Source organism: Mesorhizobium sp. A556, from assembly GCF_054489545.1.
Map to the genome: position 1 here is coordinate 72303 of NZ_JBTMXA010000015.1, position 15155 is coordinate 87457.

17 protein-coding genes are annotated in these 15155 nt (G+C 59.6%); 10 read left to right on the top strand and 7 right to left on the bottom strand.

The window, feature by feature from the left end; all coding sequences use genetic code 11:
- Nucleotides 1–101 precede the first annotated feature (101 nt).
- Nucleotides 102–1013: an ornithine carbamoyltransferase gene (gene argF, locus ACX3P0_RS21880; protein WP_459080774.1), complete on the bottom strand. Its 912-nt coding sequence runs from the start codon at nucleotides 1011–1013 to the stop codon at nucleotides 102–104.
- A 12-nt stretch (nucleotides 1014–1025) separates the two neighbouring features.
- A complete protein-coding gene (locus tag ACX3P0_RS21885) occupies nucleotides 1026–2243 on the bottom strand; it encodes an acetylornithine transaminase (protein WP_459080775.1) in 1218 nt (405 codons plus the stop codon).
- A 341-nt stretch (nucleotides 2244–2584) separates the two neighbouring features.
- On the opposite strand from ACX3P0_RS21885, the gene ACX3P0_RS21890 reads away from it, so the two are divergent.
- Nucleotides 2585–3109 carry a GcrA family cell cycle regulator gene (locus ACX3P0_RS21890; RefSeq protein WP_459080776.1) on the top strand — a complete coding sequence of 175 codons (525 nt, stop codon included), beginning with the start codon at nucleotides 2585–2587 and terminating at the stop codon, nucleotides 3107–3109.
- A gap of 78 nt (nucleotides 3110–3187) precedes the next feature.
- On the opposite strand, the gene ACX3P0_RS21895 is transcribed toward ACX3P0_RS21890, so the two are convergent.
- The 3 genes from ACX3P0_RS21895 to ACX3P0_RS21905 form a co-directional block, all read right to left on the bottom strand.
- Complete coding sequence (locus tag ACX3P0_RS21895; protein WP_459091876.1) at nucleotides 3188–4195, bottom strand: magnesium and cobalt transport protein CorA; 1008 nt, start codon at nucleotides 4193–4195, stop codon at nucleotides 3188–3190.
- 88 nt (nucleotides 4196–4283) lie between these two features.
- Nucleotides 4284–5009 carry a phosphate signaling complex protein PhoU gene (phoU, locus tag ACX3P0_RS21900; RefSeq protein ID WP_459080778.1) on the bottom strand — a complete coding sequence of 242 codons (726 nt, stop codon included), beginning with the start codon at nucleotides 5007–5009 and terminating at the stop codon, nucleotides 4284–4286.
- A 127-nt stretch (nucleotides 5010–5136) separates the two neighbouring features.
- On the bottom strand, nucleotides 5137–6288 hold the full coding sequence (locus ACX3P0_RS21905) for a sensor histidine kinase (RefSeq protein WP_459091878.1): 1152 nt from the start codon (nucleotides 6286–6288) through the stop codon (nucleotides 5137–5139).
- A gap of 187 nt (nucleotides 6289–6475) precedes the next feature.
- Here ACX3P0_RS21905 and ppk2 point away from each other — a divergent pair, with 187 nt between their 5' ends.
- Nucleotides 6476–7372, top strand: a complete 897-nt coding sequence (ppk2, locus tag ACX3P0_RS21910) for a polyphosphate kinase 2 (RefSeq protein ID WP_459091880.1) — start codon at nucleotides 6476–6478, stop codon at nucleotides 7370–7372.
- Here the strand turns inward: ppk2 and ACX3P0_RS21915 are convergent.
- Nucleotides 7338–7853, bottom strand: a complete 516-nt coding sequence (locus ACX3P0_RS21915; RefSeq protein WP_459091882.1) for a hypothetical protein — start codon at nucleotides 7851–7853, stop codon at nucleotides 7338–7340. The genes ppk2 and ACX3P0_RS21915 overlap by 35 nt on opposite strands.
- A 207-nt stretch (nucleotides 7854–8060) precedes the next feature.
- On the opposite strand from ACX3P0_RS21915, the gene ACX3P0_RS21920 reads away from it, so the two are divergent.
- The 8 genes from ACX3P0_RS21920 (at nucleotide 8061) to ACX3P0_RS21955 (ending at nucleotide 13508) form a co-directional block, all read left to right on the top strand.
- Nucleotides 8061–9266, top strand: a complete 1206-nt coding sequence (locus ACX3P0_RS21920) for a tyrosine-type recombinase/integrase (RefSeq protein ID WP_459091884.1) — start codon at nucleotides 8061–8063, stop codon at nucleotides 9264–9266.
- Nucleotides 9267–9354: 88 nt separating this feature from the next.
- Nucleotides 9355–10332 (top strand): hypothetical protein, encoded by a 978-nt coding sequence (locus ACX3P0_RS21925; protein WP_459091886.1) that lies wholly within the window; start codon nucleotides 9355–9357, stop codon nucleotides 10330–10332.
- Between the two features lie 128 nt (nucleotides 10333–10460).
- Nucleotides 10461–10637, top strand: coding sequence for a helix-turn-helix transcriptional regulator (locus tag ACX3P0_RS21930; RefSeq protein ID WP_459091888.1), 177 nt, complete (start codon nucleotides 10461–10463; stop codon nucleotides 10635–10637).
- A gap of 13 nt (nucleotides 10638–10650) precedes the next feature.
- Entirely contained in the window at nucleotides 10651–10866 is a 216-nt protein-coding gene (locus ACX3P0_RS21935; RefSeq protein WP_459091890.1) for a hypothetical protein, read from the top strand.
- Nucleotides 10863–11156, top strand: coding sequence for a winged helix domain-containing protein (locus ACX3P0_RS21940; RefSeq protein WP_459091892.1), 294 nt, complete (start codon nucleotides 10863–10865; stop codon nucleotides 11154–11156). The genes ACX3P0_RS21935 and ACX3P0_RS21940 overlap by 4 nt, the downstream gene beginning before the upstream one ends.
- Entirely contained in the window at nucleotides 11153–11425 is a 273-nt protein-coding gene (locus ACX3P0_RS21945) for a hypothetical protein (protein ID WP_459091894.1), read from the top strand. The genes ACX3P0_RS21940 and ACX3P0_RS21945 overlap by 4 nt, the downstream gene beginning before the upstream one ends.
- Complete coding sequence (locus tag ACX3P0_RS21950) at nucleotides 11422–12387, top strand: DUF7146 domain-containing protein (protein WP_459091896.1); 966 nt, start codon at nucleotides 11422–11424, stop codon at nucleotides 12385–12387. The genes ACX3P0_RS21945 and ACX3P0_RS21950 overlap by 4 nt, the downstream gene beginning before the upstream one ends.
- Nucleotides 12384–13508: an AAA family ATPase gene (locus ACX3P0_RS21955; RefSeq protein ID WP_459091898.1), complete on the top strand. Its 1125-nt coding sequence runs from the start codon at nucleotides 12384–12386 to the stop codon at nucleotides 13506–13508. Before ACX3P0_RS21950 ends, ACX3P0_RS21955 begins: the two co-directional genes overlap by 4 nt.
- Before the next feature lie 153 nt (nucleotides 13509–13661).
- On the opposite strand, the gene ACX3P0_RS21960 is transcribed toward ACX3P0_RS21955, so the two are convergent.
- Nucleotides 13662–14096, bottom strand: a complete 435-nt coding sequence (locus ACX3P0_RS21960) for a hypothetical protein (RefSeq protein WP_459091900.1) — start codon at nucleotides 14094–14096, stop codon at nucleotides 13662–13664.
- Between the last annotated feature and the right edge of the window lie 1059 nt (nucleotides 14097–15155).

A 15155-nucleotide genomic window follows, 5' to 3' on the forward strand; every position in this document is an offset into this window, starting at 1 on the left:
GCACGTCTCCGGCCGCCAGCCCGGCTGTTCTTGCAACAGCACGGCTCCATCGGCCCATTTTTGCGGTGATGGGCCGCAGATAGGCACCGTGCGGCCGCGATTCAAGCGCGAAGGCACCACGCAAGCACGGCCTTTTGCGCGTGGAGGCGGTTTTCCGCCTCGTCGAACACTACCGATTGCGGGCCGTCCATGACCTCGTCGGTCACTTCCTCACCCCTATGCGCCGGCAGGCAGTGCATGAACAGCGCATCCGGATTGGCTTTCGCCATCAGCGCCGCATTGACCTGATAGGGCAGGAAGACGTTGTTGCCGCGCGCCCGATGCTCCTGGCCCATCGACACCCAGCTGTCGGTGACGACGCAGTCCGCCCCGTCGACCGCTTCCTCGGCCGAGCGGAAAAAGCGAACCACGCCGCCATTCGCTTGGGACCAGTCGACGAACTTCTGTTCCGGCTCGCTGCCATTGGGTACGGCGATGTTCAGGTTGAACCGCAGTCGGGCCGAAGCTTCCAGCAGCGAATGCAGCACATTATTACCGTCGCCGGTCCAGGCAAAGGTCTTGCCGGCAACCGGGCCGCGATGCTCCTCGAAAGTCAGCACGTCAGCCATGATCTGGCAGGGATGCGTATCGTCGGTCAGGCCGTTGATGACAGGAACGGTAGCGTTTTCGGTCAGTTCGACCATCCGGTCGTGCGACGTGGTGCGGATCATGATCGCATCGACATAACGCGACAGGACCTTGGCCGTGTCGGCGATGGTTTCGGAACGGCCAAGCTGCATTTCCGTACCCGTCAGCATGATCGTCTCGCCGCCGAGCTGGCGCATGCCGACATCGAAGGAAACGCGCGTGCGCGTCGAAGGCTTGTCGAAGACCATCGCCAGCACCTTGCCCTCGAGCGGCTTCGACCGCTCGCCAGCCTTGAGACGGGTTTTGCGCGCAACCGCATCGTTCAACATGGCGCGCAGATCGCTTTCCGAAACGGTGGAAAGATCGGTAAAATGGCGAAGGGTCATCAAGGAATTCCGTTACTTGGCGGCGACGGCGGCGCGTTCGGCCATGCTGGCGGCGTGTTCGGCCATGCTCGCGGCGCCGGCGCGGATACGGGCCAGCGCCTCGTGGATTTCCGCATCGGTGACGGTGAGCGGCGGCAGCAGGCGGATGACGTTGTCGCCGGCCGGAACGGCCAGCAGATGCTGGCTGCGCAACGCCGTGTTCACGTCCTTGTTCGGCAGGACGCATTTCAGGCCGAGCATCAAGCCGGAACCCCGAATACCTTCGATGACGCTCGGGAATTCATCGGCCACGGCGGCCAGACCCTGCTTCATCAACAGCGCCTTGCGCTGCACTTCTTCGAGAAAGCCGTCTTCCAGCACCACGTCGAGCACGGCATTGCCGACGGCCATGGCCAACGGATTGCCGCCGAAAGTGGTGCCGTGGACGCCGGCGGTCATGCCGCTTGCGGCTTCCTCGGTGGCAAGGCAGGCACCCATGGGAAAGCCGCCGCCAATGCCCTTGGCGATAGCCATCAGGTCCGGGGTCACGCACGCCCATTCATGCGCGAACAGTTTGCCGGTGCGGCCGACGCCGCATTGCACTTCGTCGAAGATCAGCAACAGGCCGTGCTCGTCGCACAATTCGCGAAGCCGCTTCAATGTCGGCGTCGGAACGGCGCGAAGGCCGCCCTCGCCCTGCACCGGCTCGATCAGGATGGCGGCGGTCTCCGGCGTGATCGCCTTTACGACGGCCTCGATGTCGTCGAACGGAACCTGGTCGAAACCGTCGACCTTAGGCCCGTACCCTTCGAGGTATTTTTCCTGACCGCCGGCGGCGATGGTCGCCAGCGTGCGGCCATGGAAAGCGCCTTCGAAGGTGATGGTGCGGAAACGCTCCGGATGGCCCGACACGTAATGATAGCGGCGCGCCGTCTTGATCGCGCATTCAAGCGCCTCGGCGCCCGAATTGGTGAAAAACACCTTATCGGCAAAGGTCGCATCGACAAGCCGCTCGGCCAGACGGGTCTGTTCCGGAATTTCGTAAAGATTGGAGACATGCCACAGCTTGGCCGCCTGCGCGGTCAAGGCGGCGACCAGATGCGGATGGGCGTGTCCAAGCGAATTCACCGCGATGCCGGCGGCGAAATCGAGGTATCGCTCGCCATCCGTGGTGACCAGCCAGCACCCTTCGCCATGGTCGAATGCCAAAGGCGCCCGAGCAAAGGTCTCGAAAATCGGCGAACCGCTCATTATATCCGTCTCCGGAACCGAAAAATCAAAAAGCCGCCCACGCGGCGGCCTTTGCGGCTTATCCCGTTTTTCGGCCTCCAAGTCAACGAAAAGGTCGGAAAGGTCGGCCTTGCGGCGATCTCGTCCAACAGCGAACCGGCAAGTTGGGGAAAACCGAAAAAACCGATTCGTGTTGCCGTTGGGACTCTTGTCACAGAGTCCACCCATAAGGTAGTTGTAGTCGAGAAATAACTAGATTTCGTGCGGCGGACCCCATCACTAGGTATATGTGGTGCCTGCCCGGTGAAAACCGGGTCGAGAAAGGATTCATGCCCCCGTACGCTTAACAGGAGTGCAGTCGCATGAACTGGACTGACGAACGCGTAGAACTTTTGACAAAGCTGTGGGCCGAAGGCCTCAGCGCCAGTCAGATTGCGGCTCAGTTGGGCGGCGTCAGCCGCAATGCGGTGATCGGCAAGGTACATCGGTTGAAGCTTTCGGGCCGCGGCCGCACAACCGCCGCGCCCACGCGCCAGAAGAAGCCGGCGCAGCAGGGTGCGGGCGCTACCAAATCGGTTTCACGCGCAGCCAGCACCGCGCGCCATGTGACCACTTCGGTCGGCGCGACCGCGCTGCAGACGCAGTTCGACGCCGAACCCATGGCACGCAGCTTCATCCGGCCGGTGGCGGAGAACGTCGTCGTTCCGATTTCCCGGCATTTGACCCTGGTCGAGCTTACCGAGCGGACATGCAAATGGCCGAATGGCGACCCGCTTTCAGAGGACTTCCATTTCTGCGGCAACGACGCCGCCGAAACCGGACCCTATTGCAACTATCATGCCCGCCTGGCGTTCCAGCCGGCCTCGGAGCGTCGCCGCAGCAGGTAAGGGAATAGCGAATAGAACGAATCCTGCACCGCACGGTGCAAGTCCTTGTTCTACTCGCTATTCGCTATCTCGCTCCCTTCACAACCAGCCATTCTTGCGGAACCGCCAGTAGAGAAAACAGCAGATCGCGGCGATCGATGCCAGGACGACGGGATAGCCATAGGTCATCTTGAGTTCCGGCATGTCGGTGAAGTTCATGCCGTAGATGCCGGCGAAGGCGGTCGGCACCGCCAGGATGGCGGCCCATGAAGCGAGCTTCTTGGTGGTCGCTGTTTCCTGGCTTTGACCAACCAGCAGGCTCGCCTCGAAGGCGAAGGCCAGCACCTCGCGCAAACTGTCGATCTTTTCCTGCACGGTGCGGATGTGATCGGTGACGTCGCGAAACAGCGGGTGCATGGCGGTGTGGATCTGCGGCAGGTCGGGACTGGTCAGCCGCCGGCACACTTCCACCAGCGGCAGCGCCGCATTGCGTAGCCGCAGCAGGTCGCGGCGCAGCATGTAGAGCCGCTCGATATCGGCCGGAGACATGGGCTTCAGCAGCACCTTGTCTTCGATGGCCTCCACCTCGTCCTCGATCTGCTCAAGCACCGGCATGTAGTTGTCGACGATGAAATCGAGGATGGCGTAGAGGACGAAATCCTCGCCCTTGGCAAGCGAATGCGGGCACGATTCCCAATGCTGGCGCACGGCGGTGTAGGAGGTCGACGGGCCATGCCGGACGCTGATGATATAGCCGGCGCCGACAAAAAGATGCGTCTCGCCGAAGGTGACGCGGCCGTCGATCAGTTGCGCGGTGCGGGCGACGATGAACAGCGCATCGCCATATTGCTCGATCTTGGGCCTCTGATGCGGATTTTCAGCATCCTCGATGGCCAGGTCGTGCAAATTGAACTGGGCCTGCACCCGCAAAAGCAGGTTGCGATCCGGCTCCAGCAGGCCGATCCAGACGACATGGCCCTCTTTTTTCGTCCATTCGCCGGCTTCCTCGATCGGAATGTCGGCGACGCGCTTGCCGCCGGCATAGACGCTCGATGCGATGATGCCGTTGGCGGGAACCGCTGCTGTGACGTTACGGGCGTATTCCATCGCAACCTCCAGAAGCGGGACGAATACCGCTCAATCCGGCAAGCAGGCGCTTCATTGTATCGCTTCCGGGCCGGCCATGAAAGCCAGTCTAGGAAAGGTGCGGTTTCGGCGGCAGGATGACCCGGTCCGTCTTGTCGCCCTTGGGCCGCTCCGCCGGCATCTGCTCGCCGGTGACGATATAGTAGATCGTCTCGGCGACATTGGTGGCATGGTCGCCGATGCGTTCGACATTCTTGGCGCAAAACAGCAGATGCGTGCAGGGCGTGATGTTGCGCGGGTCTTCCATCATGTAGGTCAAAAGCTCGCGAAACAGCGAGGTGTACATCGCGTCGATCTGGTCGTCGCGGTCGCGCACGAGGCCGATCTTCTCGATGGATCGCGACGCATAAATATCCAGCACTTCCTTCAACTGCGCCAATGCCATGCCGGCCAGCGCATCGATGCCGCGAAAGAGGCTGGTCTGCTGGCGGCCCTCACCCACCGCGACCATCCGCTTGGCGATGCTCTTGGCGAGGTCACCGACCCGTTCGAGATCGGCCGAGATGCGGATCGCGCCGATGATCTCGCGCAAATCCGTCGCCATTGGCTGGCGGCGCGCGATGATGATGACCGCCTTGTCGTCTATCTCGCGCTGCGCTTCGTCGAGAACCACGTCGTCGGCGATGACCTTCTGGGCGAGGCTGGAATCGGCATTGACGAGCGCTGCAATCGCCTGCTCGACCATGCGCTCGGCATGCCCCCCCATCGCGGCGATGCGCTTGGCAAGGTATTTGAGTTCGCCTTCATAGGCGCTTGCCGTGTGCGCGAACTGCATGAACGAAAGCCCCCCGGTATTTTGTTCTGTTCCAAATCACCGGTCTACGCTAACCGCATGACAGAAAAAAGAAACAACCTTGGCCGCTCTGACACTTCGATCGAGCTCGGAAATAATCCGAAAACCGTCAGCCGGTGCCTCGTTTGATCGGCAGGTGCACGGTAAAGGCGGCGCCCTTGCCGATTTCGGAGGTTACCGAAAGCCGCCCCCTGTGCCGGGTAAGGATATGCTTGACGATGGCAAGCCCCAGCCCCGTTCCCTTGCGCGGGCGTCCGGTGTCGGCATCGATCCGGTAGAAGCGCTCTGTGATGCGGGGAATATGCTCCTCTGCGATACCCGGCCCGAAATCGCGGACGGTGACATCCACGGTCGATTCCGGGCCATCATTGCTTTGCGCCAGCCAGACCTCGACGCGGCCGCCCGCCTCGCCATATTTGCAGGCATTTTCCAGCAGGTTTTCGAAAACCTGGAAAAGCTCGTCGCGATTTCCCGGAACGTACGGCCCATTCCCGGGAAAATGCCGTTCGACGATAACGGCGTTGTCCTTGGCCAGCGGTGCCAGCGAATCGATGACGTCGGTCAGGACGACTGAAAGATCGACTTCCTTTCCCGGCGTCAGATAGGGCTTCATTTCCAGCCGCGACAGCGAGAGCAGATCGTCGATCAGCCGCGCCATGCGGCCAGTCTGCTCCTGCATGATGGCGAGAAATTTCTCGCGCGCGGCGGGATCGTTGCGGGCGGGGCCGCGCAGCGCCTCGATAAAGCCGGTGATCGAGGCCAGCGGGGTACGCAATTCGTGGCTGGCATTGGCGATGAAGTCGGCGCGCATCCGATCGATCCGCCGCGTCTCGCTCTGGTCCTTGAAGGCCACGATATAAAGACCCGTGGAGCGCCCCACTGCGGACGCGCTTACCTTGTAGCTGCGCTCAACCGGCAGCTTTTCGACATATTCGACCGCATCCGCCACAGGTTCCCCCGAGAGCACGGCATCGAACAAAGCCTGCATCTCGGGCGCGCGAAAGCGCAACGGCAGCGCCATCCCGGGAACAATCCCGCCAAAAGCGGCGAACGCGGCCGCATTGGCATACACAAGCGACGCGTTGCCGTCGAAGACGATCAGCGGGTCGGTAACGGCGGCGGCCAGATATTCGCCGGAAAGAGCCTGAAGCCCGGCGGTCTCAACCCCGGCACGGTTACCGCTTTTCGGGTCGGCCAAGGCGCTGGCGGCAAGCCCCCGGCCCTCTCCCCGGTCATGCTGGCCCCGGATACGCTGGCCCAAGGCGTCAACCCAGCGACGGAGGCCTTGGCGCAGGGACACATTCATTGCGCGCACATTTTCAGGAGCACGCACATTTTCAGGGGTAGAGTTAAACCGGACCTGCGCATGAACCCATCGAGAACTTCCCGCTGGACCGTCAGCGAGCCCCCAAATAGCATGCCATCCGCAACTGGAAAGGTTCGCATCAATGAAAAAATCCAAGCAAGGCTCTTCGGCCGCCGCACCCCTGAAAATCAAAGTCGCCGGCAAGGAACGGGTGTTCGATATCGACGACCCGAAGCTGCCTGACTGGATCGAAGATAACAAGCTCACCACTGGCGACTATCCGTATGACAAGAAGATGAAGGGGAAGGAATACGACCAGACGCTGGAGGCGCTGCAGATCGAACTCGTCAAGGCGCTGGCGTGGGTGCAATCGGCCGGGAAAAGGGTGCTGGTCCTATTCGAAGGGCGTGACGCGGCCGGCAAGGGCGGCACCATCTCGGCGCTCCGCGAATACATGAACCCGCGCACGGCGCGCAACGTGGCGCTGACAAAGCCCACCGAAGTGGAAAGCGGACAGTGGTATTTCCAGCGCTATGTGACCCATTTTCCGACGGCCGGCGAGTTCGTCACCTTCGACCGCTCATGGTACAATCGCGCCGGCGTCGAGCCGGTAATGGGTTTTTGTACGCCGAAACAGCATGAGCAATTCCTGGAGGAAGCACCGCATTTCGAGCGGATGATCCACAATGACGGCATCCATTTCTTCAAATTCTGGCTGGATATCGGCCAGGAAACGCAGCTCGACCGCTTTCATGACCGCAGGCACAGCCCGCTGAAAAGCTGGAAGTTCTCTCCCATCGACATTGCCGGCCTGAGCAAATGGGACGCGTACACCAAGGCTCGCGATACGATGGTCGAGCGCACGCACACGGCCGTCGCTCCGTGGCTCATCGTGCGCGCCAACGACAAGCGGCGCGCCCGGCTCGCCGTCATGCGGCGCATCCTCTTGTCGCTGCCCTATGACGGGCGCGATCTGGAAGCCATCGGCAAGGAAGACCTGAAGATCATCGGCGAAGGCCCCAGCTTCCTCGATGAATAGCCGGCCGGCTTGCCGCTGTAGCGCCTGACCGTGCGACAGGCTCATGCGGTGTCTTTTCCCAGTGATGGGGCTTGCGCCACAGATACCAGAGCGCCCGCCACCCGGCCCATGACAGCAAGACCCAATAGGCCGGCGTAAACAGAACGATCTTCCAGAACCCGCGCTTTTCGCCTGCGGTCAGCGTTTGCCAGCCGAGCATCAGGAACGAGAGGTAGCCGCAGGTTATGTTGACGATGTCCATCGCAAACAGCATCGAGCGATACGTTCCGAGGTCATAGCCCATCGCCAGTTGGACGACGAGCACGCCGAACGTGGCCAAAAGCACGGGGTGGAGAAGCGCCGAAGCCAGCATCCCGGCGAAAAGGACTTGCGCGACCAGGAAGGATTTCACGCCCAGATCCTTTCCCAGTCGGGCGGGATCGCGCATATGGACAAGCCATGTCTGCGCCCAGCCCTTGAACCAGCGTTCACCATCATCCACAATCGTCCAAATGACATTGATTTAATGCTGGAAAATCAATGCCCGTTGTCCACCATTGTTTCAGATCATCCGTGTGCTTCCAGCCAAAATGTTGCTATGGTGTTGCTACGGGATCAGTGAATCGAAGGTGACGAAGGTTCTTGGATGAGGAAAAGGCTGACGGCTGTTGTCCTTGGGGCACTTCGCCCAAAGGCGACTGGCTACTACGTGTCCGACGATCAGCAAGCCGGCCTGCGGGTACGTGTCTCTACCTCCGGGGTCCTGACTTGGAACGTTGCCTATCGCATCAAGGGCGAGGGTAAGGCCGGAAGTGTGTCCCTTGGACTATGCGACCCTGCCGGAAAGAATGGGCTTGGGCTTTCGGAAGCCCGTGAACGGGCAGCCGACATACTAAAGGCTGCACGCCAGGGCCGGGATTTGCTCTCTGAGGAAAACCACGCCCGACAAGCCGAAAAGGAATTGTTGACCGTGGCGCATCTGATCGATCGCTACGGGAAGAACATCAAAAGCCCCAATCGCAAAGGTGGCGCGTTGCGAACGGCAGATGATATCGAGCGCCGATTGAAGCGCGCAATGAAACCTCAGATGCAAACGGCGGCGGAAAACATAAAGCGAAGCCAAATCAGCAATCTTCTCGATCCGGTGGCGAGTAACCGCCCTCGCGAAGCCGAAAAGCGCCGACAAGCTATAGGAGCGATGTTTCGCTGGGGTCTTGCCAAGGGCTACGTGACGATCGACCCCACTGCCGGAACGGAAACCTACGGCCGGGGTGACCCCCGCGATAGGGTGCTAACTCCTGATGAGATCAAGTCCTTTTGGGCGTGGCTCGATGTTGGTGCAGGGAAGATGCCCCCCGACTGCATTTCTGTGTTGAGACTACAAATCTGTTTAGGGGCGCGAGTGGGCGAACTGGCGGGGATGGACGCTTCTGAGGTCCATGAGGAAGATAATCGCCTGATCTGGACCCTTCCCGCATCACGCTCCAAGAATAAGAGTGAGCGCATCACTCCGCTGGTGGGGTACGCGAGTGAAATAATCACAGACGCGCTCCAGGCACGGAAGCGCGGCCCTTTATTCCGGGCGGCTACGATAGACCGTGCATTGCAAGCCACCGATTTGGGCCACGCGCTTAAAAATAGGAAATTGCCATGTGCCCATTTCACGACACATGATCTGCGGCGCACCGTGGTCAGCATCATGGACGAAATGGGCATTGCTCTGGACACGATTGCAACTGTTGTCGGCCACCAGCGTGGATCGAAGGATACACGGGTGTTGATCCGGCATTATAGCCGGCCACGGCTCGATGAACGGATTGAGGCCGCGCTATCTGCTTGGGACAGTAGGTTGCGCAGCATCGTTAGCGATAACGCCGGGCAACCAAACGACAATATCGTGAGGCTGCACGGATAAAGAACCCGCAGGGATAGGAGGCATCCGACAAGCCGGTAAGCACCACCGGTTTCCCTGCGGCCCTTAGGGTGTTTCGTGAGGTGTGGCGATGGAGCCTTGGCTAGAAGATAAAATGCGGGAGCGTTCTATCGCTTTCTGGATTCGCGGCGCTCACATTGGTGGGTGGCCAGTTGACGGTACTGGTCACACATTTCTCGGCAAGGCGGTGGATAAGGTCGGCCGAGCAATGTTTCCTGAATGGGAAGGAGACGAGGTTTTTTTTGCTAGAGTTCCAGTTCTCGACGGATCGAGAGCCTATTCCACTGACGGCTTTGATGCCCATTACGCAATCACGTTATTGCACCAGCGAGACCCTAGCATCCCGAGAAACACGGAATCCTCGTTTTGGAAAGGAATCCAGGAAAACTGGCGTAAAACGATGAATCCACTAACCGATGAGCAGTGGCAGCAAGCTATTGCTTTCTACAATCAGTCGATCGCACCAAAGAGAGCTTCTGCCAATAGTAGGCTTGTACCATTAACCGTCGCAATGGTGGAAGCGGCGGCACAAGGCAACCTGCAGTTTGCTACTCTTTCGTCGGATGGAGATTATGTTCCATCCGATCCGCGCCATTGGCGTAATGGCGACGCGTACGGGCGCTTTGCAGAGTGCCAAATGAATCCAGACGCGCCGGCCACCGTAGCTTATCCAACAATTTATGACGTAACGTTCAACCGTTCCGATCCGCAAATCCTTCCTGGCAACCAATGGATATTTGTCGAAACGAAAAGCCTTGATGCGCTCCTTCAAAGCCTTCCAGATTTGAGGACAACGCGTCGGGTTTCAGCTTCTGACAATCCTATGAGTGGCACCCCCCTAAAACGACGCCGAAGCCCGCAACAAGAGAAAGTGACGGCCATCTTTGAAGATTGTTTCCCCAAAGGCCTCCCTGATCGGAAAGAGATGAGTGACACAGAGCTTGTTGAGAGCGTCGGCAAGTACATGGATGCAAAAAGTCGTGTCGTCCCAAGCAGGGAAACCATCCTGCGCGCGGCCGGTCGGCGCACGGATGCCATTTTAGAGTAAAATATTCGGCATTTTGCGCAAGTTGGGCATTATAGGCATTGCCCTAGTTGCAAAATGACAGCGCGGCCGCGAGGCTTCAATCCTCCACATGCACCAACGTTTGGGTGCGTCCTTGTGGAGAAGTAGAAATGACTAAGCTTTCTGTCACCATACCCGAGGCGGTCGAAATGACCGGTATCTCGCGGTCTTCCATCTACAAACTGTTCGCTGAGGGAAAGCTTTCCCGGCGCAAGAACGGCAAGCGCTCCTTGATCCTGGTCGAGGACCTTGAGCGCGTCGTCAAGTCCCTCCCGGAAGCAGCGTGAGGGCGGTGGAACCATGCATTTCCATAATGAAACGCCGCCCCTGACGGGCTCAATCGTCAGGAACGGCGGATCGGTATTCCAGAATGCTTTGACCCTTTCTGAATACCGCAATCCGTCCCTCTCCGCAACGGATTTGGCCGCGTCGATCATCGCGGCCCGCTTCCGTCTCACCATTTCAACCGCTCGGACAGTTTGCGAACTGGCGGGCATCGGAGGGTTGCGCGCATGAGCGACAAACTTCGCCTTATCGCCAAGATCGAACCGGACAGCGGCGTTCATGAAGTCATCGGGCGCGATGCCTGGGCGCTCAAGAACCTCATGGAAGCCGGCAAGCGGGGCTGCACCCCCATTGACCATCCCGGCCCGCGTTGGAGCCACTACGTCTACAAGCTTCGCGGCATGGGCTTCATCATCGAAACCGTCCACGAGGAGCATGCTGGCCCCTTCGCTGGGACACATGCCCGGTACGTGCTGCACTCTGTCGTCACCATCCGGCAGGAAATCGGGAGGGCGGCATGAGCAGCGTCATCCCGATTTTCAAAAGAGGCCACGTCGAAATCCATGGTGGAGTGGTTTCTTCATCCACCATCACGGATGCCCACGGCACGCGGCCGGATAGGTCGAATGTCGGTCAGTATCGCTTCTTCGTGGATCTGATCGAGCGGGACGGCGGGCGGATCGGTCTTTGGGATGGTCCGGCTCACGCCGATGCAATCCGTGAGGCTGAAGCGGTAAGCCGAGATGCCGCCATTCCTGTTCGTGACCTAGTTGTTGGAGGCGAGGCATGAATATTCATTTCGCAGCCGAAACGCTTAACGGCGATGTTTCCAGCCGTGACACCGTACTTTGCCCCGGACCCGGCCATAGCGCCGGGGACCGTTCCTTGAGCGTGACATTTGACGCGAACGCACCGGATGGCTTCCTTGTGAACAGCTTCGCGAATGATGACTGGCAGGACTGCCGGGACCATGTTCGTCAGCTTCTTGGCCTTGGCTCTTTCGAGGGCCAAGGCAGGAAGACGCGGCCTATTGCGCACGTTGCGCCCCGGCTTGCCGTTCCCACGCCTGAAGCTGTCCGGCGGCAGGAGTTCGCGGCCTCCCTGTGGCAGGAAGCCCGCCCCATCGGCGGGAGCCTTGCCGAACGATACCTGATCGGCAGGGGAATTGTCCTCCATCGCGATATCTTCGACGGTCGCGCCCTTCGCTTCCATCCTGCCTGCCCGTTCCGCCTCGATAGCGGCGAAACGATCCGCCTGCCCTCCATGCTCGGGGCAATGGTCAATATCGAAACCAGTGCATTCGCCGGCATCCACCGCACGGCGCTTGCTGCCGGCGGCCACGGCAAGGCTCGGGTGCGCGGTCTTGACGATGCGAAGAAAATGCTGGGCAGCAATAAGGGTGCTTGCGTCAAGCTGTTCCCCGACGAAGCGGTAACGACCGGCCTCGCTATTGCCGAGGGCATCGAAACGGCCCTTTCCGTCATCGGGAATTTCGGTTTTTCTCCGACATGGGCGGCGCTCACCGCTGGAACGATTTCCCACTTTCCAGTGCTTCCCTATGTCGAGTGCCTTTCCATCTTCGCGGATAACGACTTGGCGAAAATGCAGGGCGGGCGGCTTCGCCAGGCAGGGAATGAAGCCGCAATGCAATGCGCTGAACGCTGGACAGCGACAGGGCGTGAAAGCGTGATCTGGACCCCTCCCGACATTGGGTCGGACTTCAACGACCTCTCGGGAAGGATTGCGGCATGACCGAACACCTTTCCCCCGAGGACCTCCTTCGCGCCGCTGGAGCCATCCAAAATGCTGCCGTGCCGACCCTGGCACCGATTGACGGCAGCAACGCTGGCGAGCCGCGAGCGAAGAAACAGAAAGCGCGCTTTGTCCGCACCAACACCATGACCATCATGGCAACAGTCTACCCGCCGATCCGATGGACGGTTCCCGGTTATGTCGCCGAAGGCCTTTGCGTCCTTGCCGGCCGTCAGAAGCTCGGCAAGACCTGGCTGGCCATAGACTGGGCCATCGCTGTTGCTTGCGGCGGATACGCTATGGGATCGATTGAATGCGAACAGGGTGACGTTCTCTATATCGACATGGAGAATGGTCACCGTCGCATCCAGCGCCGCATAGACACCCTCTTTCCCGACGAGCGCAATCGTCCTGACCTTTCCCGGCTCGAATGGGTCAGTGAGGCTCCGATGCTGAACAACGGCTTCACCGAAGCCTTGGACGGCTGGCGGACCTCGGTCATCAAGCCCCGGCTCGTCATCATCGACGTTCTTCAGCGCGTCAAGCCAGCGGGCAACGCGAACCAGAATGCCTATGAGAGCGACTATTCGACCATGGCCGGATTACAGCAATGGGCGACGACGAATGGCATCGCCGTCGTGGCGCTGCATCATACCAAGAAGGGCGGCGCAGACGATCCGCTAGAAGCCCTCAGCGGTTCCAATGGCCTATCCGCTTGCGCCGACACCACCCTAGTCCTTGACCGGGATCAGAACGGCATCACGCTCTACGTCCGAGGCCGCGACGTGGAGGAGAAAGAAAGCGCCCTGAAATTCACTGCCGGCTTCTGGAATGTTACCGGAGAAGCCGCCGATGTTCGCCGTTCGGATGAGCGCGGTAACATTGCGGTAACATTGGAACAGGCTACCGAGCCGATGTCCCCGACTGACCTCGCAGACGTTACCGGCATGAAGAACGGTAACATTCGAAAGCTGCTTTTCATGATGGCAAAGGCCGGAGAAGTGCAGAAATCCGGGCGTGGGCGCTATATCTCACCCAAAAATGCCGAGAAAATCGAAGCCGTGTCGTACCCCGGTAACATCGGTAACAAGGTAACATTCAATGGAGGGCAGGATGACTGAAGCACCCCAAAGTTACCATGTTACCGATGTTACCGCTCTTTCTAGCAATGATCCAAACTTTGCATCTGTGGCAAGTGTGCGGTACCTTGGGCACGAGGAGAGATAGGCAAATGTTCGGACCTGGAAGACACCACACGCCCACATGCCGATCCCTCAGGCGGATGGCGGCAACTCGAACAGCTGCGCGCCTTGCTCGCGGCCTCGCTCCACATAGCCGATTATTCGAAACCATCTCACGACCTCGGCACGATCGAGCCAGGTTCTCGAGTGTATGACCCTGTTTCCGGTGAGTGCCTGAACCTGGCGGATGTGCCGCCTACAGAAACGTACGGTCGCGCCTCGGAAGAAATCATCTCGGGCGGCGAACATGGTATCTGCCACGCCACCGTGTTCATGCCAGGCGATAATGGCGACAGCCGCGTCGTCCACGACGAGTGCGTGCGCGCGTCCTTCCTTCAAATTCATCATCAGATTGTCGTAGGCAATCGTTCTGTCCTTGCCGGCAGCTGCATACTCATCTGACATCCGTTTCGACAGGTCGTGAAAAACTGCCTCGAGGTCCCTGACGGTTGCGGATCGTGCTTTCATTTCTTCCTCCCGGAGGTGCCGGAGGCAGTCTGCCCTACATGCTGGGTATGTCCAAGCAAATCGAACGTCTGTCACGACGGTGACGATGCAGCCTTCTCAAGACGCTCGAGGCCGCTGTTTTCGCGGCATGCCGGATCGGTGCGTGCGTCAGCGCAACAAAAAGCCCTACCGAAGCAGGGCTAAGTTCAGGGTGGGTGAGGTGCGGGGATAGCACCTCGACATCCAGGCTAATCCTCATATGCGGGCGTGCAACCTAATAGGGTTGGGCCAAAGAAAAGCCCCGGTGTGGCGACCGGGGCCGGTCAAGGCTTCCTCCTCACCCCGACCTAGCTGACAAGGCCAGCATTGCACCACAGTAGCGTGTCTGTGCTGGCAATGGTTGATGTAGCGCAACAAAGAGCCCCGGTTGGTGATCCGGCGCTGGGGAGGTGGAGACAAAGGAGTTTTCCACCGGGGCGCTAGCCCTGTGAATACCGGGCAGGACGATTATCAACACTTGACTTGTCGAAGGCTATGGATATTGCGCGCTTGCGATGCTATTCTCATGACGTCCTGACGCGCGAAAACCTGAGGGAAAGCTTCGGACTGTGCCGGTGACGGCTCTAGCGCGTTGGGACCGCGCCTTTTTGCCACTTCGGCGTGGTATTCCAAATATTGAAACGTCGATGCTCGCTCGGGTGACTCATCTCGATTGATGGCGCGCCACACCTGCCAAGAGCGTAAATGGCCAACTCTTTCTTTATGATAGAAAGCTGACCGTTCACATGGCCGCCGTTTCGGGCCGCCGTTAATGCCCCTAACGAGACATCAAGCAATTGCAGCATTGGATCTTGTTTTGAATCGCGCGGGGCGATTTCCGTAATCGCATCGTGTCGAATTTTGTACCGGACACCGATAGCCGCATTTAGTCCCTGGGTTATTTTCGGGAGGTATGCGGTACATTCGCCTTTATCAGGTGGCCGGCCCCCCTGAGGTGGTCCGGGTTTAATGTTAGTGCATGACGGGTCTTGGCGCTACGGCCGGTGTGGCCGGCGAAGCTGGTCCGGGTTGCGCAGCCGG

What these genes read in the sequence shown, in the direction of transcription:
- argF (WP_459080774.1), bottom strand. Translation starts at nt 1,013, where the DNA reads ATGACCCTTCGCCATTTTACCGATCTTTCCACCGTTTCGGAAAGCGAT.
- ACX3P0_RS21885 (WP_459080775.1), bottom strand. Translation starts at nt 2,243, where the DNA reads ATGAGCGGTTCGCCGATTTTCGAGACCTTTGCTCGGGCGCCTTTGGCA.
- ACX3P0_RS21890 (WP_459080776.1), top strand. Translation starts at nt 2,585, where the DNA reads ATGAACTGGACTGACGAACGCGTAGAACTTTTGACAAAGCTGTGGGCC.
- ACX3P0_RS21895 (WP_459091876.1), bottom strand. Translation starts at nt 4,195, where the DNA reads ATGGAATACGCCCGTAACGTCACAGCAGCGGTTCCCGCCAACGGCATC.
- phoU (WP_459080778.1), bottom strand. Translation starts at nt 5,009, where the DNA reads ATGCAGTTCGCGCACACGGCAAGCGCCTATGAAGGCGAACTCAAATAC.
- ppk2 (WP_459091880.1), top strand. Translation starts at nt 6,476, where the DNA reads ATGAAAAAATCCAAGCAAGGCTCTTCGGCCGCCGCACCCCTGAAAATC.
- ACX3P0_RS21925 (WP_459091886.1), top strand. Translation starts at nt 9,355, where the DNA reads ATGGAGCCTTGGCTAGAAGATAAAATGCGGGAGCGTTCTATCGCTTTC.
- ACX3P0_RS21930 (WP_459091888.1), top strand. Translation starts at nt 10,461, where the DNA reads ATGACTAAGCTTTCTGTCACCATACCCGAGGCGGTCGAAATGACCGGT.
- ACX3P0_RS21935 (WP_459091890.1), top strand. Translation starts at nt 10,651, where the DNA reads ATGCATTTCCATAATGAAACGCCGCCCCTGACGGGCTCAATCGTCAGG.
- ACX3P0_RS21940 (WP_459091892.1), top strand. Translation starts at nt 10,863, where the DNA reads ATGAGCGACAAACTTCGCCTTATCGCCAAGATCGAACCGGACAGCGGC.
- ACX3P0_RS21945 (WP_459091894.1), top strand. Translation starts at nt 11,153, where the DNA reads ATGAGCAGCGTCATCCCGATTTTCAAAAGAGGCCACGTCGAAATCCAT.
- ACX3P0_RS21950 (WP_459091896.1), top strand. Translation starts at nt 11,422, where the DNA reads ATGAATATTCATTTCGCAGCCGAAACGCTTAACGGCGATGTTTCCAGC.
- ACX3P0_RS21955 (WP_459091898.1), top strand. Translation starts at nt 12,384, where the DNA reads ATGACCGAACACCTTTCCCCCGAGGACCTCCTTCGCGCCGCTGGAGCC.
- ACX3P0_RS21960 (WP_459091900.1), bottom strand. Translation starts at nt 14,096, where the DNA reads ATGAAAGCACGATCCGCAACCGTCAGGGACCTCGAGGCAGTTTTTCAC.